Origin of the sequence: Shewanella putrefaciens (assembly GCF_016406305.1) — a bacterium.
Taxonomy (GTDB): domain Bacteria; phylum Pseudomonadota; class Gammaproteobacteria; order Enterobacterales; family Shewanellaceae; genus Shewanella; species Shewanella putrefaciens_C.
Genome location: NZ_CP066369.1, coordinates 2,067,808 through 2,092,624, shown reverse-complemented (window position 1 = coordinate 2,092,624; position 24,817 = coordinate 2,067,808). Strand labels below are relative to the sequence as shown.

Annotated in this window: 27 protein-coding genes; 8 read left to right on the top strand and 19 right to left on the bottom strand. The window is 46.7% G+C overall.

Annotated elements, in window-relative coordinates; genetic code table 11:
* Nucleotides 1-22 precede the first annotated feature (22 nt).
* Both JFT56_RS09060 and arsC read left to right on the top strand, forming a co-directional pair.
* Nucleotides 23-1,306, top strand: a complete 1,284-nt coding sequence (locus tag JFT56_RS09060; protein ID WP_198783294.1) for an arsenic transporter — start codon at nucleotides 23-25, stop codon at nucleotides 1,304-1,306.
* Between the two features lie 89 nt (nucleotides 1,307-1,395).
* Nucleotides 1,396-1,830 (top strand): glutaredoxin-dependent arsenate reductase, encoded by a 435-nt coding sequence (gene arsC / locus JFT56_RS09055; protein ID WP_198783537.1) that lies wholly within the window; start codon nucleotides 1,396-1,398, stop codon nucleotides 1,828-1,830.
* 80 nt (nucleotides 1,831-1,910) lie between these two features.
* Here the strand turns inward: arsC and JFT56_RS09050 are convergent, their stop codons facing one another.
* The 5 genes from JFT56_RS09050 to JFT56_RS09030 all read right to left on the bottom strand — a co-directional run bounded on the left by JFT56_RS09050 (nucleotide 1,911) and on the right by JFT56_RS09030 (nucleotide 5,011).
* Nucleotides 1,911-2,591: an aromatic aminobenezylarsenical efflux permease ArsG family transporter gene (locus JFT56_RS09050; RefSeq protein ID WP_233095587.1), complete on the bottom strand. Its 681-nt coding sequence runs from the start codon at nucleotides 2,589-2,591 to the stop codon at nucleotides 1,911-1,913.
* A gap of 16 nt (nucleotides 2,592-2,607) precedes the next feature.
* Nucleotides 2,608-3,087 carry a nitrophenyl compound nitroreductase subunit ArsF family protein gene (locus tag JFT56_RS09045; RefSeq protein ID WP_198783292.1) on the bottom strand — a complete coding sequence of 160 codons (480 nt, stop codon included), beginning with the start codon at nucleotides 3,085-3,087 and terminating at the stop codon, nucleotides 2,608-2,610.
* Between the two features lie 9 nt (nucleotides 3,088-3,096).
* Nucleotides 3,097-3,351, bottom strand: a complete 255-nt coding sequence (locus JFT56_RS09040; protein ID WP_198783291.1) for a thioredoxin family protein — start codon at nucleotides 3,349-3,351, stop codon at nucleotides 3,097-3,099.
* A 56-nt stretch (nucleotides 3,352-3,407) separates the two neighbouring features.
* Nucleotides 3,408-3,716, bottom strand: a complete 309-nt coding sequence (locus JFT56_RS09035; protein WP_198783290.1) for an ArsR/SmtB family transcription factor — start codon at nucleotides 3,714-3,716, stop codon at nucleotides 3,408-3,410.
* A 290-nt stretch (nucleotides 3,717-4,006) separates the two neighbouring features.
* Nucleotides 4,007-5,011, bottom strand: coding sequence for a rhodanese-related sulfurtransferase (locus JFT56_RS09030; protein WP_198783289.1), 1,005 nt, complete (start codon nucleotides 5,009-5,011; stop codon nucleotides 4,007-4,009).
* A gap of 266 nt (nucleotides 5,012-5,277) precedes the next feature.
* Between JFT56_RS09030 and JFT56_RS09025 the strand changes: the two genes are divergently transcribed.
* The gene (locus JFT56_RS09025; RefSeq protein ID WP_198783288.1) at nucleotides 5,278-5,955 is read left to right on the top strand and encodes a glutathione S-transferase; all 678 of its coding nucleotides are present in this window, start codon (nucleotides 5,278-5,280) and stop codon (nucleotides 5,953-5,955) included.
* 159 nt (nucleotides 5,956-6,114) lie between these two features.
* Nucleotides 6,115-6,312, top strand: coding sequence for a hypothetical protein (locus JFT56_RS09020; protein ID WP_198783287.1), 198 nt, complete (start codon nucleotides 6,115-6,117; stop codon nucleotides 6,310-6,312).
* Between the two features lie 65 nt (nucleotides 6,313-6,377).
* On the opposite strand, the gene JFT56_RS09015 is transcribed toward JFT56_RS09020, so the two are convergent.
* Nucleotides 6,378-8,135 (bottom strand): SulP family inorganic anion transporter, encoded by a 1,758-nt coding sequence (locus tag JFT56_RS09015; protein ID WP_198783286.1) that lies wholly within the window; start codon nucleotides 8,133-8,135, stop codon nucleotides 6,378-6,380.
* A gap of 182 nt (nucleotides 8,136-8,317) precedes the next feature.
* Nucleotides 8,318-8,944, bottom strand: a complete 627-nt coding sequence (locus JFT56_RS09010) for a LysE family translocator (RefSeq protein WP_198783285.1) — start codon at nucleotides 8,942-8,944, stop codon at nucleotides 8,318-8,320.
* Nucleotides 8,945-9,038: 94 nt separating this feature from the next.
* On the opposite strand from JFT56_RS09010, the gene JFT56_RS09005 reads away from it, so the two are divergent.
* Nucleotides 9,039-10,397, top strand: coding sequence for a PLP-dependent aminotransferase family protein (locus JFT56_RS09005; protein WP_198783284.1), 1,359 nt, complete (start codon nucleotides 9,039-9,041; stop codon nucleotides 10,395-10,397).
* A gap of 147 nt (nucleotides 10,398-10,544) precedes the next feature.
* Here JFT56_RS09005 and JFT56_RS09000 read toward each other — a convergent pair whose 3' ends face one another.
* The gene (locus JFT56_RS09000; protein ID WP_198783283.1) at nucleotides 10,545-12,419 is read right to left on the bottom strand and encodes a choice-of-anchor I family protein; all 1,875 of its coding nucleotides are present in this window, start codon (nucleotides 12,417-12,419) and stop codon (nucleotides 10,545-10,547) included.
* A gap of 500 nt (nucleotides 12,420-12,919) precedes the next feature.
* Here JFT56_RS09000 and JFT56_RS08995 point away from each other — a divergent pair, with 500 nt between their 5' ends.
* The 3 genes from JFT56_RS08995 to ilvN all read left to right on the top strand — a co-directional run bounded on the left by JFT56_RS08995 (nucleotide 12,920) and on the right by ilvN (nucleotide 16,790).
* On the top strand, nucleotides 12,920-14,161 hold the full coding sequence (locus JFT56_RS08995; RefSeq protein WP_198783282.1) for a multidrug effflux MFS transporter: 1,242 nt from the start codon (nucleotides 12,920-12,922) through the stop codon (nucleotides 14,159-14,161).
* A gap of 416 nt (nucleotides 14,162-14,577) precedes the next feature.
* Nucleotides 14,578-16,296 carry an acetolactate synthase 3 large subunit gene (locus JFT56_RS08990; RefSeq protein ID WP_198783281.1) on the top strand — a complete coding sequence of 573 codons (1,719 nt, stop codon included), beginning with the start codon at nucleotides 14,578-14,580 and terminating at the stop codon, nucleotides 16,294-16,296.
* Nucleotides 16,296-16,790: an acetolactate synthase small subunit gene (ilvN, locus tag JFT56_RS08985; RefSeq protein WP_007648174.1), complete on the top strand. Its 495-nt coding sequence runs from the start codon at nucleotides 16,296-16,298 to the stop codon at nucleotides 16,788-16,790. The genes JFT56_RS08990 and ilvN overlap by 1 nt, the downstream gene beginning before the upstream one ends.
* Nucleotides 16,791-16,857: 67 nt before the next feature.
* Here ilvN and JFT56_RS08980 read toward each other — a convergent pair whose 3' ends face one another.
* From JFT56_RS08980 to JFT56_RS08930, 11 genes are all read right to left on the bottom strand, one after another.
* Nucleotides 16,858-17,301 (bottom strand): Hsp20 family protein, encoded by a 444-nt coding sequence (locus JFT56_RS08980; protein ID WP_198783280.1) that lies wholly within the window; start codon nucleotides 17,299-17,301, stop codon nucleotides 16,858-16,860.
* Between the two features lie 344 nt (nucleotides 17,302-17,645).
* Nucleotides 17,646-18,077: a nucleoside-diphosphate kinase gene (gene ndk / locus JFT56_RS08975; RefSeq protein ID WP_011789197.1), complete on the bottom strand. Its 432-nt coding sequence runs from the start codon at nucleotides 18,075-18,077 to the stop codon at nucleotides 17,646-17,648.
* 204 nt (nucleotides 18,078-18,281) lie between these two features.
* Complete coding sequence (locus JFT56_RS08970; protein WP_198783279.1) at nucleotides 18,282-18,449, bottom strand: hypothetical protein; 168 nt, start codon at nucleotides 18,447-18,449, stop codon at nucleotides 18,282-18,284.
* Between the two features lie 199 nt (nucleotides 18,450-18,648).
* Complete coding sequence (gene iscX, locus JFT56_RS08965; protein ID WP_198783278.1) at nucleotides 18,649-18,846, bottom strand: Fe-S cluster assembly protein IscX; 198 nt, start codon at nucleotides 18,844-18,846, stop codon at nucleotides 18,649-18,651.
* Between the two features lie 72 nt (nucleotides 18,847-18,918).
* On the bottom strand, nucleotides 18,919-19,824 hold the full coding sequence (rimK, locus tag JFT56_RS08960; RefSeq protein WP_007648179.1) for a 30S ribosomal protein S6--L-glutamate ligase: 906 nt from the start codon (nucleotides 19,822-19,824) through the stop codon (nucleotides 18,919-18,921).
* A gap of 157 nt (nucleotides 19,825-19,981) precedes the next feature.
* Nucleotides 19,982-20,320 carry an ISC system 2Fe-2S type ferredoxin gene (fdx, locus tag JFT56_RS08955; protein WP_037458606.1) on the bottom strand — a complete coding sequence of 113 codons (339 nt, stop codon included), beginning with the start codon at nucleotides 20,318-20,320 and terminating at the stop codon, nucleotides 19,982-19,984.
* Between the two features lie 8 nt (nucleotides 20,321-20,328).
* Nucleotides 20,329-22,191, bottom strand: a complete 1,863-nt coding sequence (gene hscA / locus JFT56_RS08950) for a Fe-S protein assembly chaperone HscA (protein ID WP_198783277.1) — start codon at nucleotides 22,189-22,191, stop codon at nucleotides 20,329-20,331.
* A gap of 66 nt (nucleotides 22,192-22,257) precedes the next feature.
* Entirely contained in the window at nucleotides 22,258-22,782 is a 525-nt protein-coding gene (gene hscB, locus JFT56_RS08945; protein ID WP_198783276.1) for a co-chaperone HscB, read from the bottom strand.
* 15 nt (nucleotides 22,783-22,797) lie between these two features.
* Nucleotides 22,798-23,121: an iron-sulfur cluster assembly protein IscA gene (gene iscA / locus JFT56_RS08940; RefSeq protein ID WP_037458609.1), complete on the bottom strand. Its 324-nt coding sequence runs from the start codon at nucleotides 23,119-23,121 to the stop codon at nucleotides 22,798-22,800.
* A gap of 14 nt (nucleotides 23,122-23,135) precedes the next feature.
* Nucleotides 23,136-23,519: a Fe-S cluster assembly scaffold IscU gene (gene iscU, locus JFT56_RS08935; RefSeq protein WP_011072277.1), complete on the bottom strand. Its 384-nt coding sequence runs from the start codon at nucleotides 23,517-23,519 to the stop codon at nucleotides 23,136-23,138.
* A gap of 37 nt (nucleotides 23,520-23,556) precedes the next feature.
* Nucleotides 23,557-24,771, bottom strand: a complete 1,215-nt coding sequence (locus JFT56_RS08930) for an IscS subfamily cysteine desulfurase (protein WP_198783275.1) — start codon at nucleotides 24,769-24,771, stop codon at nucleotides 23,557-23,559.
* Nucleotides 24,772-24,817 lie beyond the last annotated feature (46 nt).

Sequence of the window (24,817 nt, the reverse complement as noted above, 5' to 3'; positions counted from 1 at the left end):
CTCTGTCCTTGTAGGAGGTTTTATGTGGTTGGCAGGGGCGATTTTTGTTCTCACCATAGTGTTAGTGATTTGGCAGCCTAAGGGATTAGGCATAGGTTGGAGTGCCACCTTGGGCGCCGTATTGGCCTTGCTATTAGGCGTAGTGCAGTTAGGGGATATTCCCGTGGTGTGGAATATTGTCTGGAATGCGACCGCCACCTTTATCGCCGTGATCATCATCAGTTTATTATTGGATGAGTCAGGATTTTTCGAATGGGCCGCGCTGCATGTGGCCCGCTGGGGTAAAGGTCGTGGCCGTTTACTCTTTACTTACATAGTGTTACTCGGTGCTACCGTTGCCGCCTTATTCGCGAATGATGGCGCGGCGCTGATCCTCACCCCCATAGTGATTGCGATGTTACTGGCACTGGGCTTTAGCGCCGGAGCCACCTTAGCCTTTGTAATGGCCGCTGGTTTTATTGCCGATACCGCAAGTTTGCCGTTAATCGTCTCTAACTTAGTGAATATCGTTTCGGCGGACTTTTTCAAGATAGGCTTTAACGAATATGCCGCTGTAATGGTGCCCGTCGATATTGCCGCGATTAGCGCCACATTAGTGATGCTGCATCTGTTTTTTCGCAAAGATATTCCCGCGACCTACGACTTGCAAAAACTACGCGAACCTAAGGCCGCCATTCGCGACCTCAACACCTTTAAAACCGGTTGGGGCGTATTAGTCTTACTCTTGGTGGGCTTTTTTGGCCTAGAACCCCTAGGCGTGCCAGTGAGTTTAGTTGCTGCCGTGGGCGCGCTTATCCTGTTTGTGGTCGCCAAGAAAGGCCATGGGATAGATACCACTAAGGTACTGCGCGGCGCGCCATGGCAAATAGTGATCTTTTCACTGGGTATGTATCTGGTGGTTTATGGTCTGCGTAACGCCGGCTTAACGGATTATCTATCTCACGTGTTGGACAGCTTGGCAGCACAGGGGCTTTGGGTTGCCACTATGGGCACAGGGTTTTTAGTCGCCTTTTTATCCTCCATCATGAACAACATGCCAACCGTGTTAGTCGGCGCCCTGTCGATAGACGGTAGCAATGCAACCGGCGTGATTAAAGAAGCCATGATCTACGCTAACGTGATAGGCAGCGATTTAGGCCCTAAAATCACGCCTATCGGCAGTTTAGCAACCCTGCTATGGCTGCATGTACTGGCGCAGAAAAATATCAATATAACCTGGGGTTACTATTTCCGCGTCGGCATAGTGATGACAGTACCAGTGCTGTTTGTCACCCTAGCGGCACTGGCGCTGCGCCTCTCCTTCTGATCTATTCGCGAGGCACTTAAGAGTAATTTTAAGTGCCTACGGACTATTTTTTATAAGAGATACTTTTTCAGAGGCATGTTATGACTAATATGATTGATGACAGCATTAGGATTTACCATAATCCGGCCTGTGGCACCTCGCGTAACACCTTAGGCCTTATCCGCAATACAGGGGTTGAACCGACTATTATCCTCTACCTTGAGACGCCGCCAAATCGCCAAACGCTGTTACAACTGATTGCGGATATGGGGATTTCGGTGCGCAGTTTACTGCGGCAAAATGTCGAACCCTTTGCAGCATTAGGCTTAAGTGAAGATAAGTTTAGCGACAGCGAATTAATCGATTTTATGCTCGAGTACCCCATCCTAATCAATCGTCCCATCGTCGTTACACCATTGGGCACCCGCCTATGCCGTCCATCAGAAAGCGTTTTGGATATGTTACCTAATCCCCAACTGGGCGCTTTTACCAAGGAAGACGGTGAAGTGGTGATTGATGCTAATGGGCAGAGAGTTAAAAAATAGAGGATTTACAAGAAAAGCTCAGGCCTCGAGTAATCTCACCTCGAGGCCTGATATACAAGGACTCAATACTGTTATAGTCCTTAATTTCCACCCATAAATGGACTAAAAATATTCACCCAAGCGTAATAGCCACCGATGATGATAAACACTAGGCCAGTGATTTTTCTGGCCCAATGCTCAAATGCCAAAATATGGTTATAAGCTTTAGCGACACGACGCGCGCTAACCCCAAGTAAAATGGCGAAGACTAAAACCGGCAACCCAGTCGCTAAGCCATAAATCGCTGGCAATGCAATACTCGATTGTGACTCTAGTGCAAGCGGCAGCAGCGAACCAAAGAAGAGCGCGGCAGAAGTCGGACAAAATGACAGCGCAAATAACACCCCTAGCAGTAAAGCTCCTACATATCCCTGAGGGTTAATTTTAGACTTTAATTTTTCGATTAAGACACCATCACCCGGTAGACGCAACGTCAATAACTCCAGCAAAAACATCCCTACCAATATCAAAATCGGACCTAATAGTAGGTTCATATATTTCTGAAGCGCGACTGATAATGTCATTGTCGAGAGCAAACTGCCTACCAATATCACACCAATCACCAAATAACTCAGCATGCGCCCTATAGTGTAAGCAAGCCCTGTACCCACAACCCGATAGGGCGATTGTATCCCTTTACTGATATAGGAAATGGCCGCCACATTGGTGGCCAAAGGACAGGGACTTATAGAGGTTAAAATGCCAAACCAAAAGGCTGACATTAATAAAACCGACCACTCATCCATGACGCAACCTTAGCATCGCCCCGATCTCATCGGTAACATATTGCTCAAAAGCGGCCTCATTATTGGCCAACTCCCAAATCTTATCTAAGCGACGCCAGTCGGTTTGCACGCCATCTTGGAAATTGACAATCACCACGGTTCTAAACACGAGTTGATAATCATCGATGTAATGTTCGTTTTCCGCTAAATCCACGTTAACTAAACTTAACCGCATGTTCCCATCGCGCACATCCTTAAAAAAGTGGTTCATCACCGCAGCCTGAGTAAATTTTTCCATGCGAATACAGGTAGTACAGCGCTGATTACCATGGAAGTAATAAATTTCCACCCCATTTTTGAGTTGAGGAGTGACAGCCGCCTGAGGGGGGAGAGTTTGCTCAGGCGAGGTCACAAACTCTTGATAGCCTACTAGCGCTATCCCTAAGCCAATAATGCCAAGCAGTAGCAAACTGACAATTTTCTTTATATTCATAGCCATTACCTACACTGAAGACTTGAGGTGTGCGCTAAGTAAATCCTTTATCTCGGCTTGGCTGGGAATGCGACCAGTTAACTTAACTTGCCCATCGATCACCAAGGCGGGAGTAGACATAACGCCGTAAGCCATGATTTGTTCAATATCGGTGATTTTCGTTAATTGATAGTCAAGATTAAGGGCATCGGCCGCCGTCACGGTCGCTTCCGCGAGAGTGTGACATTTTGTACAACCCGTCCCCAATATATTGATTTTAAGCATAGTATTTTTCCTCTTAATTTGTCATTTTGCCATTTGACCAAATGATAAGTGCAAAATTACTCTATTAATGCGATCTGCTTCTGAATTTGGTTATCCAACAAAGTATCAATGCAACTTAACGAGTTAAGTAGGCAAGGCAGGGTTAGTTTATAAAAAATCTGTTTACCCCGTTTCTCCATATCTACAATTCCAGCGTGGCGCAGTACAGACAAGTGCTTAGAAATAGTAGAAAAGTCAACATCTACAGCTTCAACAAATTCACAAACACATTTCTCACCATCGGCAAGTTGCTCGACAATCCATAATCGCGTTGGATGGCCAAGTGCCTTAAAAATAATCGCTTTTGCTTTGATTCGTTGTTTCATTTTCCCCTACCAGCTACAAGAGAACACGCAAATGAATGGGTTGTGATTATAAAGCAATTAATCGTAACACTCATAGGTTTGGCCTACCTTGCACTAAATAGCTCCCTGATGTTTCACACCACTCAGCGCTGAAAGTTATCATAAATTTAAGCTAAAGGTATAAAACCGATATAAAAAAGGCCCGAGCAAGTCGGGCCATTTTTATCAATAAATCACAGACACGCGTTTTTAAAGTGACAAAGCCTGAGATTGTCGCGTCTTGGGTGAGAGCACCTTAGGTCGTGTCGCCGTTACACAGTACCGGCTTGTTTCATTTTATTCTTTTGGGCGGCGAGTTGTCGCTGCGCCTCTTTCTGCTCACGGCGTGCTTCAATCACTTGATTCACATCGCTACCTATATGCGCTTCGTTACGCGATTTAGCCAGATTGACTTGACGTTCACGCTCCACAAAACGCTTGCGCTGCTCATCGGAAATCTTGTCGATGCAATGTGGGCAACTCACGCCCTGTACATAGGCTGGGCTCTGTTTTTCAGCTTCAGTGATGGGCATGCGGCAAGCATTACATTGATCGTATTGCCCTTTCTTTAAATCATGATCGACGGCAACACGGTTATCAAACACGAAGCACTCGCCTTCCCACAGGCTTTCTTCCTGCTGCACTTCTTCAAGATATTTAAGGATCCCGCCCTCGAGGTGATACACCTCTTCGAAACCTTGCTCCTTTAGGTAAGCAGTTGATTTTTCACAACGAATACCACCAGTACAGAACATGGCCACCTTTTTATGTTTAGCCGGATCTAAGTTCTGCTTCACGTATTCAGGAAATTCCCTGAAGGTTTCGGTCACAGGGTTAATGGCGTTTTTAAAGGTGCCAATTTGCACTTCATAATCATTGCGGGTATCGACTAAGATCACCTCGGGATCGGAAATCAAGGCATTCCAATCCTTTGGCTTGACATAGGTGCCCACCACTTTCAGGGGATCGATACCTTCAACACCCATAGTGACGATTTCTTTTTTTAATTTGACCTTAGTGCGGTAAAAGGGCATTTCATCGTCGAAGGATAACTTGTAAACAATGTTGTCTAAGCCATTTTGGCTATTGAGCCATGCAAGCAACGCCTCGATGGCGGCCTGTGAGCCCGCCACTGTGCCATTAATGCCTTCGCTGGCCAGCAGTAACGTTCCTTTAATTTCCGCCTGTTCCATCATGGCCAATAATGGCTCTCTGATCGTTTCAAACTGCGGCAGCGCAACAAATTTATATAACGCACACACAACAACCTTAGACATAACACCCTCATCTGCTGGCTGGAACTTAATTTCCAGTGCATAAATCTATGAATGACCCACAAGCTTTGCTTTAGGTCGCAAAATCGCGCGAAATTCTACCTGAGTCACAGACGAATAAACACTGAAAAAAATTAAGGTCATTATGTTTTTACCACTAGGCACAAACTAAAAATCCTTGTTATTCGCAGCATTTCACGCCCTAAGCCGTTACTATTACAGGCATTAGCCCCATAATATGGCGTTGCTTACCGATACGAGCCTTACCTATGCCCTTACCAATCTTATACACTTTTCGCCGTTGTCCCTATGCTATGCGAGCCCGCTTAGGATTATTGCTGGGGCAACGGAATGTGGAGATCAGAGAAATTACCCTGAAAGCCAAACCCGACGCTCTGCTTCAGGCGTCTCCTAAGGGAACAGTCCCTGTTCTTGTGCTCACCGATGGCCAAGTGATCAGCGAAAGCCTAGAGATCATGCGCTGGGCACTGTCATCACCCCACCCACAGGCAGATGCCTGCCCGCCTCTACTTGGGCAAACAGCGAATGAACAAACGCTAATCGCACACCTTATCCATCAAAATGATCACGAGTTCAAACCTTGGCTCGATAAATATAAATATGCAGACCGTTACCCTGCACAATCGCAGACTGATTATTTCCTGTCTGCGGGTGTGTTTTTGAACACCCTTGAAACTCATCTTAATCGGCATAGGTACTTAATAAATGATCAGTTGAGTCTCGCGGATTATGCGATTGTCCCTTTTATTCGCCAGTTTAATGCCGTGGATCCCAAGCGGGATCTGAACCTCAGTTACCCGCGGCTTATGGCTTGGTTACATGAACTCACCAGCAGCGCAATATTTACCCAGGCAATGAACAAATATGTGATCTGGGACGCTGGGCAACCACAGATAAGCTTGTTAGGTAGTAATGTAAGTGAATAAGTTTTAACGGGTATTTTTATTTTACCCAGTAGCAATCGGTAAAATAATCGCGTAAGGTGAGTTATTTAGAAGCGGACATTCTGGGTAAAATAGCCGCAACCAGATCACACAGGGTTAAATCATAGGTCATGGGTCATAGGGATAAATCTGTTGGATAATATGGATATTAACATCACAGCCATGCTCATTGGTTTACTCATTCTGCACTGTTTATTTGCACTGAGAGCCTTTAAGAGCCCTGCACGACTCAGCACTAGCAAAAAATGTGTCTGGTGCCTACTCAGCTTATTTTTAGGCCCCCTTGGTTATTACAGCTACCATGGCCTTATCCCCTTAGATAAACTGCAAAAAGATTAATACTATTATTGTTTTGCAATAAAAACGCGCAGCTTAAGCTGCGCGCAATTGTGCCAAAGACAACCCTATAAATGGCTGTGTAATAACACTGAATCGTCGGGGACTTTTTGTATCACCGGCGCCTGTCCTTCGGCTAACGCTTGCTTATAGCTTTGGTTCATTTTAAGGGCTAAATATAAATCGGGCCGGATTAAAATTCCCCCTTCACCCGATTGCATCCCCGCCTGTTCAAACCAGCCTAGCATCTGGCGCTTTCGCCCTGCGAGCACTAAACGCACGCCGCGTTTTTTAAGCAGTTGATGTAAATCCGCCAACATCGCCATCACGCTCAAGTCGAGGTGGGTAAAGCAAGGCACCGCATCGATAATAATGCAATCGACAGGCTCAGGTTCACGGATAAACCTTTCCAATAAACGCCGTTTAAAGTAGGTCGCATTAAAGTAGGTTAATGGTGAATTAAATCGATAGATAAACACTCCTGAAACAGATTTAGCCTTACCCGAATCGTCGACACTGCGAATAACCCCCTTATTATCTAAGCCAAGCACTTGATCCGTTGGACGCATAACCGTCGCTAAAAACTGAAATAACCCCAATAGTACAGCTAAGGTAATACCAGGGATAACCCCAATAAACAGCACTGAAAACAAGGTAGTACAAGCCAATAAAAACGCTGAACGGTCCCGAACCCTAAGATTCCACAGTGCTTTTATATCGATAAGTGAGATTGAGGCAATAACCAGCACTACGCCTAAGGCGGAGCTTGGAATATATTTCAAAGGAGCAGTAAAAAATAAGGCCACTAACCCAATTAAGACCGCTGCAATAATGGATACCAACTGGCTTTTACCCCCATTTGCATCGTTAACAGCGGTGCGCGAATCCGCGCCACTGATCGCAAAACCTTGGGATAACGCCGAGGCAATATTGGCAAGTCCGAGCGCTCTAAATTCTTTATCCGCATCGATATCATAGCCATTTTTAGCCGCAAAACTCCGCGCCGTCAGCATCATGCTGACAAAGCTCACCATAGCTAAGTTAAGCGCAGGCACGACAAGCTCACGGGTGATCCCTAAATCAAACACAGGTGCTTGAAACGATGGCAGGCCGGAGCGAACCTCACCCACCACATTGATATCAAAAGCCGTAAGATTAAATCCCCATACGAGTAATGCCGCCATCGCCATCGCACACATAGAAGCGGGCCATAGGGGGCGATAGCGCTTCACTAACCCATAGGTTAATAGGGTGACCCCTCCCATCAATAGTGTCGGCCAATGGGTTTGAGTCAGATACGAAGGTGCGCCGCTAAGACGCTCAATCAGGTAGCGCTCATCAAAGGTAAAACCAAAGATTTTAGAAAATTGCCCCACAATAATAGTGATCGCAACCCCATTGAGCAGCCCCATCAGAATCGGCTTAGAGAGAAAATCGGCTAACACACCGAGCCTAAAACGGCTCGCAATTAAACACCAAAACCCCGTCATCGCCGTCATGGTCATCACGAGTTGCCAGTGCTTCATACTGTCGCCAGCGGCAAGCGGTGTTACAACGGCGGCGATCACGGCACAGGTCGCCGCATCAGGGCCCACAATCAACTGCTTAGAAGTCCCAAAAAGGGCATATATCAGCATAGGTAATACACAGGAATAGAGTCCGACCGCCGCATTCACTCCCGTTAATTGGGCATAGGCAATAGCCACTGGCAAGGCCACAGCGGCAACCGATAAGCCCGCTCGCACATCATCCCTAAGCCATTGCTTATCATACTGCAGCATCTGCGCCAAACCTGGCATGACCGAGTCTAAACTGGGAAACTTCACGCGGTAACCTCCATATACTTCGCCCCGAGGAAAAACCAGCCTCGGGGGTATCAATAACCACTACAATGAAGACCCTAAGGGCCAACATGTAAAAAAGCCACCAATATTATGTTGGTTATGACATAAAGCCAATCATTACGCGAGTCCGTTTCCGATAATATTTTTAGGGTGTTAGCGCCCTCCTAACGCAAAATCATCGGTAAAGACACGAGCAATAAACTCCCCATAAACCAATTAAAACCTCGACGACGTTTATCTGTATTCAGCTTTTTGCTGATCGCAGCGCCCACAAACACCCATGTAAAGGAAGCGGGAAACCCAACCAAGTTAAACACTACGACGCCAAGTAATGCACTCAACCAAAAACCATCGCCACCTAATGTGAATGCGCTGCAAAGAGTAATAGTCGACATCCAAGACTTAGGGTTAATCCATTGAAATAAGGCCGCTTCTATCAAGGTCATCGGCTTGCGGCCCTCATCTACATGGGCTGCGCTCACCGGAGATGTCACTAGGCGGTAGGCTAAATACAATAAATAAACCAAGGCGAAATATTTAAGCACTTGATGTAAAACGGGTAAAGCCTCAAACAGCGCACCAAGCCCGAGGAGCACGGCTAAATGCAACGAGGTTGAACCTAAGCGGATCCCCGCAATATGGGGCACGGTTCGCAGCACACCAAAATGCGCCCCTGAACTGGCCAGCAAAATATTATTTGGCCCAGGTGTCATCGTCATAGTGGCGCAAAACAATGCCGCAGAAGCCATTAACGTCCAGAGCTGTGCTTGGTATAAAAGTTGAAAATCCATAGTCACCCTTAAAATTGTATGCATACATTGATTGACACAAAACGATGCAATGAATAATATGCTGCGAATATTAGAGATCAATGGATTTATTGTCATGGATACAATTTGGACGCCCGATCTAACTGTGTTTTCAGGTCCCAAATATCAGCGCTTAGTCAGTGCGATAGAACAAGGGATCTTGCAGAAAGACTTGCCCCACGGCTGCAAATTACCGTCGCAACGCCGCTTAGCCGATGCATTAGGTATGACGATTGGCACTGTCACCCGCGCCTACGCACTCGCGGAGCAACGGGGTTATGTAGAGGCGAGGATTGGCGATGGCACCTATGTCAATGCCTCCCCCGTCCCAGAGCCTGGCCATGCACAACTCAATATGGCGACCTGCCAACAACCACTTACGGATCAAATCAGTACCCTAAGTGATTGCCTCAGCCAATTAGCGAAAGATCCCACTAAATTGAGCCAATTGTTGGGTTATCGCACCAATCCATTAGATCAACACCAGCAGGTTTTTCACCAATGGCTCAATCAACGGGGAATCGAGCAGAGTGTGGAGCAGCTAGTCTTCACCCACGGCGGTCAACAGGCTATCTTCGCCTGCTTGAACGCCTTGTTATCTAAGGGCGATATGCTGTTGCACGAGCAATATAGTTATCCCGGTGTGCGCATTTGTGCGAAGCAATTAGGGGTAAATAGCATTGGCGTCCCCCTCACAACTGACGGCCTAGAACTGGCACGTTTTGAAGCTTTAGTGCAAATTCACCAGCCCAAGCTAGTGTATCTCACCCTCAATAATCAAAATCCGACCTGCATCCAGTACAGTGATGAACAGAGGCTAAAACTCCTAGAGCTTGCCCAGCAATATCAATTTTATATTATTGAAGATGATGTCAATTATTGCTTACCCGAGGAATGGCATCCCCCGCTGTGGCAATTGGCAAAGGACTTAGGCATCCCAAGGGTGATTTATATTTCAAGCCTCTCTAAGTTGTTTTCTGGAGGCTTAAGGCAAGGATTTATGTTAGTCCCAGAAGCCCTCATTGCCCCCATTCGATTGGCTATCCACAGCCAGTGCTGGATGGTGTCGCCCCTTAATGTGGAAATTGCCTGCCTGTTGATTAAAAAAGGACAGATCACCGCCAATAGGGATGCCATAGTGCGTCAGCGGCAAAACCTTTGTATCGCCATGGGGCAACGCCTTGGGTTAACACAGAGATGGCGTGGCTTAAATGGTTGGTTGCAATTACCTGAAGATCTTAAAGCCCATCATTTAGTGACTGCACTTGCGGCCAAAGGCGTGCTGATCCGCAACGGTGATGACTTTAACTGCCACGATAATTTTATTCGCTTAAGCCTAGGGGGCGCCGAAAATGAAGCCCAATTTCAACACGCATTAGATTGCATCGAATCGACTTGCCAGACCCTAATGCAAAATGCCTATTCAGTGGTGTAATTTTTAGCGATCAACCAGTTTCAAACCAATAAAAACGCCAGAGAAGTGCTCTGGCGTTGGTTTTACACTAATCGCGGTTAGATACAGGTAAACTACAGCACCTCATACCTTATGAAATCCGCATCTATAGCCGTTTTGAATTTACGATCACTGCACTTTAATCTGGTAGACACTGGTTGTGCCGCTGACTTCATTACCAATGATTAATAATGGCTGGCCATTCGGACTCTTATCTGCACTCACAAACTTCATTCCTTCGGGGCCTAAATCCCCCGCTAAACTCGCATCACCTTTCACTTCACCAGTTTCGGTATCTATGGTGAAGTCCGCCTCAAAGTCACGGTTGACCACATAGTCAACAAACTGCACATTGAAGGGATTGGTCACGTCGTAAATCATAAAACCCGAGGTGCGCTCTAGGCCGATAAAGGCATAGTGTTTTTGGCCAATTTTGCCAAGAACTAGAGCCTCTGGCTCTGGACCTTTATCGTCGCTGCGGCTATCGCCTTTGTTTTCTTCATTGTTATTGTTGAAATTACCATTGAGTAACGCGGCGGTGATCCGTTCAAAATCATTGCCACTGTCGAAAACCTGTTGACCGTCGGCCGTCCAAATTGAAAAGGAGCGAGCGCCAAAACTGACGATTTTGTCGTAATCGCCATCATTGTCATCATCCCCCATACTCTTTGTCACTTTAAGACGGGCTAATTGGGTCTTATCCTTAGCGGCGGCAAATTGCGGATGGTTGGGGTCGAGGACTAAATCCCCAGCGCGGGCTTCTTCAGAAAAGCCAGCATAATCACGGGAATCCCCTTCATTAGCCGTCACAATAAAGTCGGTATTATTCCAGCGATAGCTCGCGAGAGTATCGGCTTGATACATGCCATAGACACCCGCATAGGCCTGCAGATTGGCCATATCATCCTTGTCACTCGCATCAATTTTATTCACATCAAGACCGTAATCCTTTAAGCCCAAGGGTAAAATCTTATCCACTTTGGCAGTAGCGATATCGATTACGGCGATGGCATTGTTTTCCTGTAGGCTTACAAAGGCACGGCTGTTATCCGGACTGATACTGATATATTCAGGCTCTAAATCCTGGGCAACACTCGCCATTGGCCCATTAATCTTGATCGCCTTAGTGATTTCATTATTGCGGGTCCCGCCCTGATTAAACTCACTAAAGCCGACTAAGGTTGCAGTGGTTGCAGGCTTGCCATCCACCAGTTTAATCATGGCAACACTGCCTTCAGGATCAATACTATAGTCTTGATTAGGTTCACCTTCATTGGCGACCAACAGGGTTTGACCATCGTGACTAAAAACCACATTATCCGGTAAAGCGCCGACTTCAACCGCACTGATAAACTGGGGTACTTCAGTGCCATTTAACTGATAAAACGCGACAAAACCATTGGCTTGAGTCTTATTACCCGCAGCATCACCCCGCTCAATTGCCGCCGCTAATAAATTGCCCGAAATACTGACACTGTTAACACTGCCCATAAAACTTAGGCCAATATCTTTAGCGACATCCAGCTCGCCTAACTTATCAAGATTATTCAAGGCTAATGGTTCAGAGGCCTTAGGTGCGCTCGCCAATAAACTTGCATCAATGATGTCGACTTTCCCGCTGATCGCATTGACCACAAAAATACGTTGGCCAGCACTATAGTATTCAACAATTTCCGCCGCACTTAAGCCATAAACCCCCGTTTGATGGCGACCAATTAGCTCAGCACTAACCGTCGCCGACTGAGGTTGGCAGATAAACTGTGTTTGCGCGGCATCAATCTCTGTGTCTTCCAATTGACCATTGGCGTTAGCATCTAAACCCGTGTCGATACGCTGACCACCGGCGGGACAATGGGTATCACCTATAGATAAGGGCGTCACTTTAACCAACGCATTTAAGCCGTTATCCCCCTGCTCGCCATTAGTACCATCATCACCGCTACAGGCTCCAAGTAATAGGCTCGCCACTATAGCGCCAGCAAGTGGCAGTCGTTTTATGTTCATTGCATCATTCCTGAATGTATTGTTATTCGTCGGGTAAAATAAATCCCGTAACACTAATCCGCATTCAAGACGGTGAGATGACATGGATATGACACTAGAGTGACAACATCAAACGAATGACTGACAAGACGATGCTGGCGGCGCTGTAATTCAGGCATAAAGCTCGAAATTCATTTTCGTTACAATTTAAGTGTAAAGATCCCGTCATCAAGATTGGTTTATTTGTCCGAGCACTTTACTATGCTATTGCCTAAGCTCTTTCGTGATATGCGTTTGTGATATGTGCTAGTTATACATTAGCAATATGCACAACATATTGATCGAAGTAGTCACCTCTTTGAACTCAACCCCATCCCAATACCCCTTTGCAATGTCATAAGGATTGCAAATTCAAATTATTTAAGGGGATGGACTATTGAGTAGATTGTCCTAGTACAATTTGGAACACAAGGCGCAACACAGAGCAGGCTCTTTCAATTCTTTCGCCACCCGAGGTAACAGTGGACCCACAATCACAACCAACACATTCTGCGACTAGCAACAGATCTATTCCCCATCTCGCGCTGCTTATTCCTATGCTCGCCGCCATAGTGGCGATCACGCCTTTGGCTATCGACATGTATTTACCCGCCATGGCGACATTGGCGCAAAGTTTTCACACCGATATCACGACAGTGCAGCAATCCTTAAGCCTCTATTTAGGCGGTTATGCCCTAGGTATGTTGTGTTTTGGACCACTAGCCGACCGTATTGGACGCCGGCCTATGGTCATTATGGGCCTGACAGGCTTTATGTTGATAAGCCTATTGATTGGATTAGCGCAGGAGGTTGAAGTATTTCTGGTACTGCGCTTTTTACAGGCCTTTATCGGTGCCGCTGCGACAGTCGTTGTGCCTGGTTATATCAAAGAAGTTTATGGCGATAACACGGCTAAGGGCATGTCTTACGTCAGCCTTATCATGATGTTAGCCCCATTACTCGCACCGAGTATTGGCAGCCTGATTTTAGAGTTAGGTGAATGGCACCTGATTTTTTTCATTCAATCGGCCTATGCCTTGCTGCTATTATTTTTGGTGCTAATTCTGCTGAAAATGCCCAGTGATAAAGATCTCAATACCCGCAGCCAAAAGTCCTTTCTTGGGGCCTATGCCACAGTGTTTTCACGCCCCGGCGTTAAACTCAACATTGCCAGCGGAGTGTTAACCTCCTTCGCATTTTTCTGTTATCTCACCGCCTCCCCCTTTGTTTATATGGAAGTGTTCTCCTTAGACAAGTCCTTATTTGCCATTTTATTCAGCATCAATGTCGGCGCCCTGATGCTAGCCAATATTATCAATACCCGCATTGTCAGTCGCTATGGTTCGCTGCGAATGTTGCACGTCTCGACTTTTTTCGGCGCACTTGCAGGGATTGGTTTACTCTCGGTGAATCTACTGGATATGAGTTATCACTTTACTGTGCTTATGCTCATACCCCTGATGGGAAGCCTAGGGATCATGTCGGTCAATGCCGATGCCATAGTGTTAATGAAGTTTAAGCAAGAGACAGGCACAGCAACCGCCGTTATCGGAACCCTAAGATTTGGCTTTGGCGCACTTGCGGGCCCCTTACTCGCCGTATTTTATAACGGTACCGCAGTGCCCTTCTCTGCATTGATGTTAGGCGCGGTGCTCTTAGTTGGAATTTGCCAGTTTAATCGCCCAAAACACCAAAGACAGCCAAAGGATGTTGCAAATAAGTAACCTCAATCCGCAATTACTTAAGCATCTGCTTATCTAACATCCCACACAAAAACGGCACTTATAGTGCCGTTTTTGTTATTTACTCACCTAACACTATGAAAAATATAAACTTCGATAATAAAGCATTCTAAATTATCTAGCGCATTATGCCCATTCCTCGCCATGCAAAGATGAAAAAGTTTCAAGTTGGTTATTTTTTACATAAAAGGCTTGATATGTTGTTTTTTTTGAATATGATGAAAATCTGTTCATTGCAACAGCTGCTGCATCCAAAGGGATGAGTCACTTAGCGCTTTATGGCCTAAGTTCAGCAATCGGAGTCTGAATTACCCTTCAGGCTTATTTTTAGAGCGATTACCGTCGCTGTAACACAATACTGTTTACCGTAACGGTACTATAGCAATAGGAGTTTCCACATGGAAAAGTTATCCGGCGCCAGTATGATAGTGCGATCCTTGATCGACGAGGGTGTAAAGCACATATTTGGTTATCCTGGCGGCTCAGTGTTAGATATCTACGACGCCCTGCACCTTATCCCCGGTATTGAACACATACTCGTTCGCCATGAACAAGCAGCCGTACATATGGCCGATGGCTATGCCCGCGCCACGGGTAAAGTGGGCGTGGTATTAGTCACCTCAGGTCCGGGTGCCACCAATGCCATTACGGGTATTGCCACCGCTTATATGGATTCCATCCCACTGGTTGTCTTGTCTGGCCAGGTCCCAAGCAATTTGATCGGTAATGATGCCTTCCAAGAATGCGATATGATAGGTATCTCCCGCCCGGTGGTGAAACACAGCTTTTTAGTACAAGATCCGACTCAAATCCCTGAGATCATTAAAAAAGCGTTTTATATTGCATCCACTGGCCGCCCTGGTCCTGTGGTTGTCGATCTGCCCAAGGATTGTTTAAATCCGGCCCTGCTACACGAATATATTTACCCAGAGAGCGTCAAAATGCGCTCCTATAATCCGACCACATCCGGGCATAAAGGCCAGATCCGCCGAGGGTTACAGGCCCTACTTGCCGCGAAAAAGCCCGTACTCTATGTCGGTGGTGGCGCCATTATCTCTGGCTGTGATAAACAAATCCTTAAGTTGGCAGAAAGACTGAACATCCCCGTCGTCAGTACCTTAATGGGGCTTGGCGCTTTTCCTAGCACCCACAAAAACAGCTTAGGTATGCTTGGCATGCACGGTCGATATGAAGCCAATATGACCATGCATAACTGCGACTTAATCTTTGGAATTGGCGTGCGTTTCGATGACAGAACCACCAATAATGTCGAGAAATATTGCCCTAACGCCACTATTTTACATATAGATATCGATCCGTCTTCGATTTCAAAAACCGTACGGGTGGATATCCCCATTGTCGGCTCAGCAGACAGCGTGCTCGACAGCATGTTAGCCCTCCTTGATGAATCCGATGAGCATAATGACACCGAAGCATTGAACCAATGGTGGCAGGAAATCGCCCAGTGGCGTGCTCGTCAATCTTTAGCCTATGACAAAGACAGTGGTCGTATTAAGCCGCAACAAGTAATTGAAACCTTATACAAGCTCACCAATGGCGATGCCTATGTCGCCTCAGATGTGGGCCAGCATCAAATGTTTGCCGCGCTCTACTATCCCTTCGATAAGCCGCGCCGCTGGATAAATTCGGGGGGGTTAGGCACCATGGGCTTTGGTTTGCCTGCGGCAATGGGCGTAAAATTTGCCATGCCCGATGAAACCGTAGTCTGTGTCACGGGGGATGGCTCAATCCAGATGAATATTCAAGAGCTATCGACCGCTCTGCAATACGATATTCCGGTTAAAATTATCAACTTAAACAACCGTTTCCTCGGGATGGTAAAGCAGTGGCAGGACATGATTTACTCTGGCCGTCACTCCCATTCCTATATGGATTCAGTGCCTAATTTTGCCAAAATTGCCGAAGCCTATGGCCATGTTGGCATGACGATTAGCGATCCCGCCGAGCTTGAATCTAAGATGGCCGAAGCCCTCGCCATGAAGAACAGACTGGTGTTTATCGACATCATGGTAGATGAAACAGAGCACGTGTACCCCATGTTGATCCGTGGTGGCGCGATGAATGAAATGTGGCTCAGCAAAACGGAGAAATGCTAATGCGTCGAATTATATCTGTTTTATTAGAAAACCAATCCGGCGCCCTTTCACGTGTTGTCGGACTGTTTTCACAACGTGGCTATAACATCGAAAGTCTGACGGTCGCCCCAACCGATGATAATACGCTGTCGCGCCTCAATATTACCGTGGTCGCCGATGAAATGGTCCTCGAGCAAATCGAGAAACAACTGCACAAGCTGATCGATGTGCTCAAGGTATCCAACATCACAGAGTCGGCCTACATAGAGCGAGAACTCGCCCTCGTGAAGGTGCGGGCCCAAGGTGAGTTTAGGGAGGAAATTAAGCGCACCGCCGATATCTTCCGTGGCCAAATCGTCGATGTCACCGCCAATCTCTATACCATACAATTGGTGGGCACCACCGAAAAGCTCGATGCCTTTATCCATGCCATGGGTGAAGTGACTAAAGTGGTCGAAGTATCACGCTCGGGGGTTGTGGGCCTTGCACGCGGCGAGAAAGCCATGAAAGCCTAAGGTTAACATCAACATAAATTAAGGGGAGCATTAAGCTCCCCTTTTCATATTAACCATCAGCGGGTGATTAAGATTGGTTATCTAATAAACGTGATGAAGTGATCTCAATCTTGCGTGGTTTTAATGCTTCAGGGATCTCACGCACTAAGTCAATGTTCAGCAAACCATTTTCTAAACTTGCGCCCAGCACAGTAACATAGTCTGCTAACTGGAAAGTGCGCTCAAACCCACGTTCGGCAATACCTTGATACAGGTATTTACGCTCGGTTTGGCTTTCGGCTTTATTGCCTTTTACCAATAACTTTTCGCCTTCACTGCTGATCTCAAGTTCTTCCATCGAAAACCCTGCGACAGCCATAGTGATCCGATAGCGATTTTCGCCAAGGAGTTCAATGTTATAGGGAGGATAACCTGAGTTACCATTATTCGCTGCGGCATGTTCCGCTAACTGTGCTAAACGATCGAAACCAATGGCACTGCGGTAAAGTGGAGTTAAATCATAGCTACGCATATTCATATCCTTGTCTTAAGCAATATGGAAATTCGGCGGACGGTTTTCACAATGAAAACACTTTTATACTGTCTCGCCCTGTTACTCTTTCTGTCCTTACGGCACAGAATTCACATCGGGAGCCTCATCGAGCGATCCCAAAACAGATATAAGGACAGGAGGTAGAATTTCAAGTCAGATGACAAATTTTTTTGCGCGTCACAAAAAGTCACAACAAAATCAAAATATTATAATTCACACTAAAATTAACGCTATCTGGGTCGGTAGCGGCCGATTGCCAGCAACTTTCTCAAGGCAATAAAAAAGGAGCCATAAGGCTCCCTTCTTTAGTCTTAGTACTCAGATTAACGAGTACGTGGACACAGTTCTTCAGCACTGAAGAAATAAGCAATTTCACGGGCTGCAGATTCAACAGCGTCTGAACCGTGTGCTGCGTTTTCGTCGATGCTTTCAGCGAAATCGGCACGGATAGTACCAGGTGCCGCTTGAGCTGGGTTAGTCGCACCTAAAATTTCACGGTGAGCTAAAACAGCGTTTTCGCCTTCTAAGACTTGAACCATGATTGGGCCAGAAGTCATAAATGCAACCAGGGCACCGAAGAAACCGCGCTCGCTATGCTCAGCATAGAAACCTTCGGCTTGTTCTTTAGTCAGGTGTAACATTTTAGCTGCAACGATCTTAAGACCAGCAGTTTCAAAACGATTGTAGATAGCACCAATGTGGTTTTTTGCAACAGCATCAGGCTTGATAATAGAAAATGTGCGTTCGATCGCCATAACTAGCTTCCTTTGTCAGCAAGTTTGAAAAATTCGCGCGGATTATACGAAATTTAAAAACTAAATCCTATCTTTATAGCAAATAAGTCTGAGATATTGCGCACATTGGCTGGATTTGTAATCAGCTTGATCGCACGAAAAACACCAGCGTAAACCTAAGTCTATGCTGGTGCTATAAAAATAACCTAATAAATAACGAGAAGATTACTTTCTGTTTTTAGCCCACACACCGGCCCATGCCAACAGTGCAACTAAAATAATTGCAGGTGCAAAATCGAGTAGGTGATGAAATAAACCTACGCCGCCATGCCCCGGATGTGCCCAAGCCATTGTAGGTAATAGGGTAAATAGCAATACAAGCAAAAGTTTCATGTGAACATCCTTGCGGTAGCGAAAAATAAGTTAAGTAATAAATAAACTTAACCCATATGCAACAAGGTACGTTATTCACTCGAAATGAATTTGATAACGATCAAACTCTCGCAAAAATCTCATTTCGATCAACCCAAAACGTGACATGAATCACTCTCTTGTATTGACCCTTGGACAAGATGGCTTGATCGGGACTGCGCTACTTCTCTTCGATCCAACATTGTTGAATCGCTTCCAAAATACGTTCATTACAATGCTTTGGGTCATCATCAAAATCATTTAAGGCTAACACCCATTCATATAACTCAGTGAAATGCAGTTTATGGGGGTCAACATCGGGGTGTTTCTCAAGTAATTCCAATGCAATATCCAAGGAGTCTATCCATTTTAATTTCATCGTTTCCCCCTATGTGACCTGAGCCAAATTAATACTGACTGTGAGCGCCTAAATGTGAGTGCCTAAAATAACCTATCCCTGAGCTTGGGTGATTTTTTTCACTTTAGACACATTTTTTTCAACAAACTCTATGATGGCACCCGCCACATCTTTAGTGGTTGCCCCTTCAATGCCTTCAAGCCCTGGGGATGAGTTGACCTCCATAACAACAGGACCATGATTAGAACGCAGCAAATCCACACCTGCGACATTCAATCCCATCGTTTTTGCCGCGCGGATCGCAACCGAACGCTCTTCGGGTGTGAGTTTGACTAAGCTTGCCGTGCCGCCCCGGTGCAAATTAGAACGAAACTCGCCGGGCATAGCTTGACGTTTCATTGCCGCAATCACTTTATCGCCCAGCACAAAACAGCGGATATCGGCGCCATTGGCTTCTTTAATATATTCCTGCACCATAATGTTAGCTTTAAGGCCCATAAAGGCCTCAATCACACTCTCAGCCGCTTTACGGGTCTCGGCTAGAACCACGCCAATACCTTGGGTGCCTTCGAGTAATTTGATGACCAGAGGCGCGCCACCGACCATATCGATTAAGTCCGGGATATCACTGGGTTTATTGGCAAAACCGGTAATAGGTAAACCAATTCCACGGCGGGACATCAACTGCATAGAGCGCAATTTATCCCTCGAGCGCGAAATCCCAACGGAATCATTGAGCGCATACACGCCCATCATTTCAAATTGGCGTAACACTGCCGAGCCATAGAAAGTAATAGAAGCGCCAATACGTGGGATCACGGCATCGAATGGCGGTAATTCTTGGCCGCCAATATGAATACTCGACTGGCGCATATTGATATTCATATAACATTCAAGTGGATTGATCACTTGTACTTCATGACCAGCTAATGTCGCAGCTTCAACGAGTCGCTTAGTTGAATATAGCTCAGGCCCTTGCGATAGGATCGCGATTCTCATTCTGGTCTCCGACAACCATTTCATTTTGAGCGCATAATACGCCTGCGCCGGGATAAATCAATCACAGCGACTAGGGTCTGTGCAATTGCGCTACACCATAAGTCAAAAACCAGTCACTTGGACTGGTTTTTGACGATAAAATCAGCGATATAGGAGATTAATTTCCTTCGCTAACCATATTGACTGTGTATTTAGGAATTTCAATCACCATATCAGCGTCAACCACTTTTGCCTGACAGGATAAGCGGCTCTCGGGCTCAAGCCCCCAAGCCTTGTCCAGCATATCATCTTCGAGTTCATCACTGGGTTCTAACTCATCAAACCCTTCACGCACGATACAGTGGCAAGTCGTGCAGGCACAGGACTTTTCACAGGCATGCTCGATATTGATGCCATTACGCAGCGCCACATCAAGAATGGTCTCACCAACATTCGCCTCCACTACTGCGCCGTCAGGACACAACTCTGCGTGGGGAAGAAAGACTAATTGGGGCATCACATCACCTATATGTTGTCAATTGACTGGCCCTTGAAGGCCACTCGAATAGAATTGTCCATACGTCTGGCAGCAAAATCTTGGGTTTGCTCATCCAGTTTTTCAATCGCGAGTTTAATGGCATCGGCATCATCGCCCGCGGCCACTTGTGCCACATTGGCCATGGTCGCATCAATCTGCCCACGCTCATCGGCATTTAACAAGTCGCCATCCTTAGCTAACGCGGCGTGTAAAGACTCGAGTACCCTCGCCGCCTCCACTTGCTGCTCGGCCAGCATACGACGGCTAATGTCCTCTTTAGCGTGCTTCATCGAATCCTTCAGCATAGTGGCAATTTCGGTATCCGATAAACCAAAGGATGGCTTAACTTGAATACTCGATTGCACTCCGGTGGATTTTTCCATCGCGGTCACGCTGAGCAAACCATCGGCATCCACTTGGAATGTCACCCGAATATGCGCGGCGCCTGCGGCCAATGGCGGAATACCCTTTAAGGTAAAACGCGCAAGGGAACGGCAATCGGCAACCAATTCACGCTCGCCCTGCACCACATGGAATGCCATCGCGGTTTGACCATCCTTAAAGGTGGTAAACTCCTGCGCCCGAGCCACCGGGATCGTGGTATTACGGGAAACCACTTTTTCCACTAAACCGCCCATAGTTTCAATCCCTAAGGACAGCGGGATCACATCGAGCAATAACAAATCCGATTCGGGTTTGTTACCCACTAAAATATCGGCCTGAATGGCGGCGCCAATGGCGACAACACGGTCGGGATCGATAGAGGTCAGCGGTGGTTTACCAAAAAATGCTTCAACTTGCTCACGTACTAAAGGCACGCGGGTTGAACCGCCCACCATCACAGTTTCAAGCACTTCATCCGTCGTCACGCCCGCATCACGCAGGGTACGGCGACAGCTAGCAATGGTCTTCTTTACCAACGCCGAAATCATGGCATCAAATTCAGCTTTAGTAACGATTTGCGTGAGTTCAGTGCCATCGGCAAGGATCACTTTTGCTTCAGTTTCTACAGCATCTGTTAAGGCTTCTTTGACTCGACGTGATTCAATCAACAGCTGACGGCTTAATTGTGAGTCGATGTCGCTAAGCTGCCAAACCTGTTGCATATGCGCTTGCAATAAATGGTCAAAATCATCGCCGCCAAGGGCCGAATCACCACCGGTGGCCAATACTTCAAATACGCCGCGATTCAAACGCAAAATTGAAATATCGAAGGTCCCACCGCCTAAGTCATAGATGGCAATCACGCCCTCTTGCTTCGAATCTAAACCATAGGCAATCGCGGCGGCAGTCGGCTCATTGAGTAGACGTAGCACTTTAACACCGAGCAAAGATGCGGCATCTTTGGTGCCTTGGCGCTGGGCATCATCAAAATAAGCGGGCACAGTGATCACCACGCCTTGCAATTCACCGCCCAGCGTTTTTTCGGCGCGGGCGATCAGCGGGCGTAAAATCTCCGCCGATACTTGCACGGGATTGACTTGACCTTGGGGGGTCACAAATAAAGGTAAACCGTTTTCGCTTTCGGCAAACTCGTAGGGGAATGATTGTTCGCCCGCTTGGATATCCGCAAGACTGCGACCCATAAAACGCTTCACCGAAACGATAGTGTTTTGCGGATCCTGCGCCGAACTTTGGGCCGCAAGGGCGCCGACTTCGACTGTGTCTTGGGTATAACGCACGATGGAAGGTAATGAATGCTGTCCATCTTCGTCCGGCAGGGTTGCCGTTTCGCCACTTCGAACTGCGGCGACCAACGAATTTGTGGTACCTAAATCAATGCCAACGGCAAGTCTATGTTGGTGCGGCGCGGCACTTTGACCGGGCTCAGCTATCTGCAAAAGGGCCATATTTATCCAACTTAGTAACGCCGACTCCGTTAAACCTGAGTCGGCTAAATAACATCAACACGAAAATTAATCTAACAGAGCGTCTTCGACTCTGGTCAACTCGTCGTGTAATTTTGCCATAAATTTGAGTTTGCGAACTTGATCTGCCGCTAACAAGCCATCTTCGTCGTTACCGCTATGGAGCAGTTGAGTCAAAATCTGGGTGAGTTTAGCGCGATACTGTGCAAAGGATTGATACAGCTCATCGATGCTCTCTTGGGGATCGGCACTATGGCGAATATCTTCTAAGGCTTCACGCCATTCCATCTGCTGCATCAAAAAGGCGGTATCTTTCACTGTGGTGGTTTCATGACTTAAATCGATACCACGCAGCGCCAGCATATGCTCGGCGCGGCGAATGGGATCTTTCAAAGTTTGATAACCGTCATTCACTTGGGCAGTACGTTGCACCGACAGTAATTTTTGCTGCTCGGTATCATTGGCAAACTTATCGGGATGCACCGCCCGTTGCAGTTCGCGATAGCGTTCTGCAAGCACAGCGGTGTCAATATCGAAGGCGGGGGAAAATTTAAACAGCTCGAAATAATTCATGCGTCAATTCGGCAATTAAACAGTGAAACTCTCACCGCAACCGCACTCACCTTTTGCGTTAGGATTGTTAAATTGGAAACCTTCGTTCAGGCCTTCCTTAATAAAATCCAGCTCGATACCCTGCAGATAAATAAAGCTCTTCGCATCGATGATGATTTTGACACCATCCACATCGAAGACTTCATCGTCATCATTCAGCGCATCAACAAACTCAAGTACATAAGCCATACCAGAACAGCCAGAAGTCTTTAAGCCGAGGCGCAGGCCAATGCCCTTGCCTCGATTTGCTAAGAAAGATCTGACACGATCGGCTGCCGCTGGGGTCATTGTAATCGCCATCTTAACTCCAGATGTTACTTAGCTTGCTTCGATTTATACTCGTCTATCGCCGCTTTAATGGCATCTTCCGCCAAAATAGAACAATGGATTTTCACCGGTGGTAAGGCTAATTCCTCAGCTATATCGGTGTTTTTAATCGCCGCTGCTTGCTCGATTGTTTTCCCTTTCACCCACTCGGTCACCAGTGAGCTAGAGGCAATCGCACTACCACAACCGTAGGTTTTAAACTTAGCATCTTCGATGATACCGTCGGCGCCGATTTTCAGCTGCAGTTTCATCACGTCACCACAGGCAGGTGCTCCCACCATACCAGTGACGACTGAAGGGTCGTTTTTATCGAAAGAACCAACGTTACGTGGGTTCTCATAATGATCTATCACTTTTTCACTGTAAGCCATGGTACTGCTCCAAAATTATCTATCGTAAATGGTCGAATTAATGATGAGCCCACTGAACTTGGTTCAGGTCGATGCCATCTTTAAACATCTCCCACAATGGAGACATTTCTCTTAATTTATCAATAGATTGAGTAATAACTTCGATAGCGTGATCGATTTCTTCTTCCGTTGTGAAACGGCCGATTGAGAAACGAATCGAGCTATGGGCCATTTCATCGTTTAAACCCAGTGCACGTAATACGTAGCTAGGCTCTAAGCTCGCCGAAGTACAGGCTGAACCCGATGAAACCGCTAAATCTTTTAAGGCCATCATCAATGACTCACCTTCAACATAGTTGAAGCTGACGTTAAGACTACCGCTTACACGCTGTGTCATATCGCCATTGATATAGGTTTCTTCGATGTGCTTGATGCCATTCCATAACTTGTCACGCAGCTTAGCGATACGGGTGTTATCGGTAGCCATTTCAGCTTTGGCAATCGCTGCAGCTTCACCTAAGCCCACGATTTGGTGTGTTGGCAAAGTACCGCTACGCATACCACGCTCATGGCCACCACCGTGCATTTGCGCTTCTAAGCGAATACGGGGTTTACGGCGAACATACAAAGCGCCAATCCCTTTTGGGCCATACATCTTGTGGCCAGAAATTGAAATCAAATCCACTTTAGTGGCTTGCACGTCGATAGGCAGTTTACCCGCGCTTTGCGCCGCATCCATATGGAAAATAATGCCTTTTGAGCGGCATAGTTCACCGATGGCATCGATATCGTGGATCACACCGATTTCGTTGTTCACGTGCATGATGCTGACAAGAATAGTGTCATCACGCATTGCCGCAGCTAAACGTTCCATCGGAATGATGCCGTTTGCCGCAGGCTCCAAATACGTCACTTCAAAGCCTTCACGCTCGAGTTGACGACAGGTATCGAGCACAGCTTTGTGTTCGGTTTTACTGGTGATAATGTGCTTGCCTTTCTTACTATAGAAATGCGCAACGCCTTTAATTGCTAGGTTGTTTGACTCAGTTGCGCCCGACGTAAACACGATTTCACGGTGATCGGCATTAATTAAGTCAGCCACTTGGTTGCGAGCGATATCCACCGCTTCTTCAGCTTGCCAGCCATAGCGATGTGAGCGGGAGGCGGGGTTGCCAAAGATGCCGTCCATAGTCATATATTGGAACATCTTTTCCGCGACTCTCGGATCGACAGGCGTGGTGGCGGCATAATCTAAATAGATAGGAAGCTTCATAACACACTCCGTACTGAGCAGTCTCTGCCGAGGCTACATACAACGT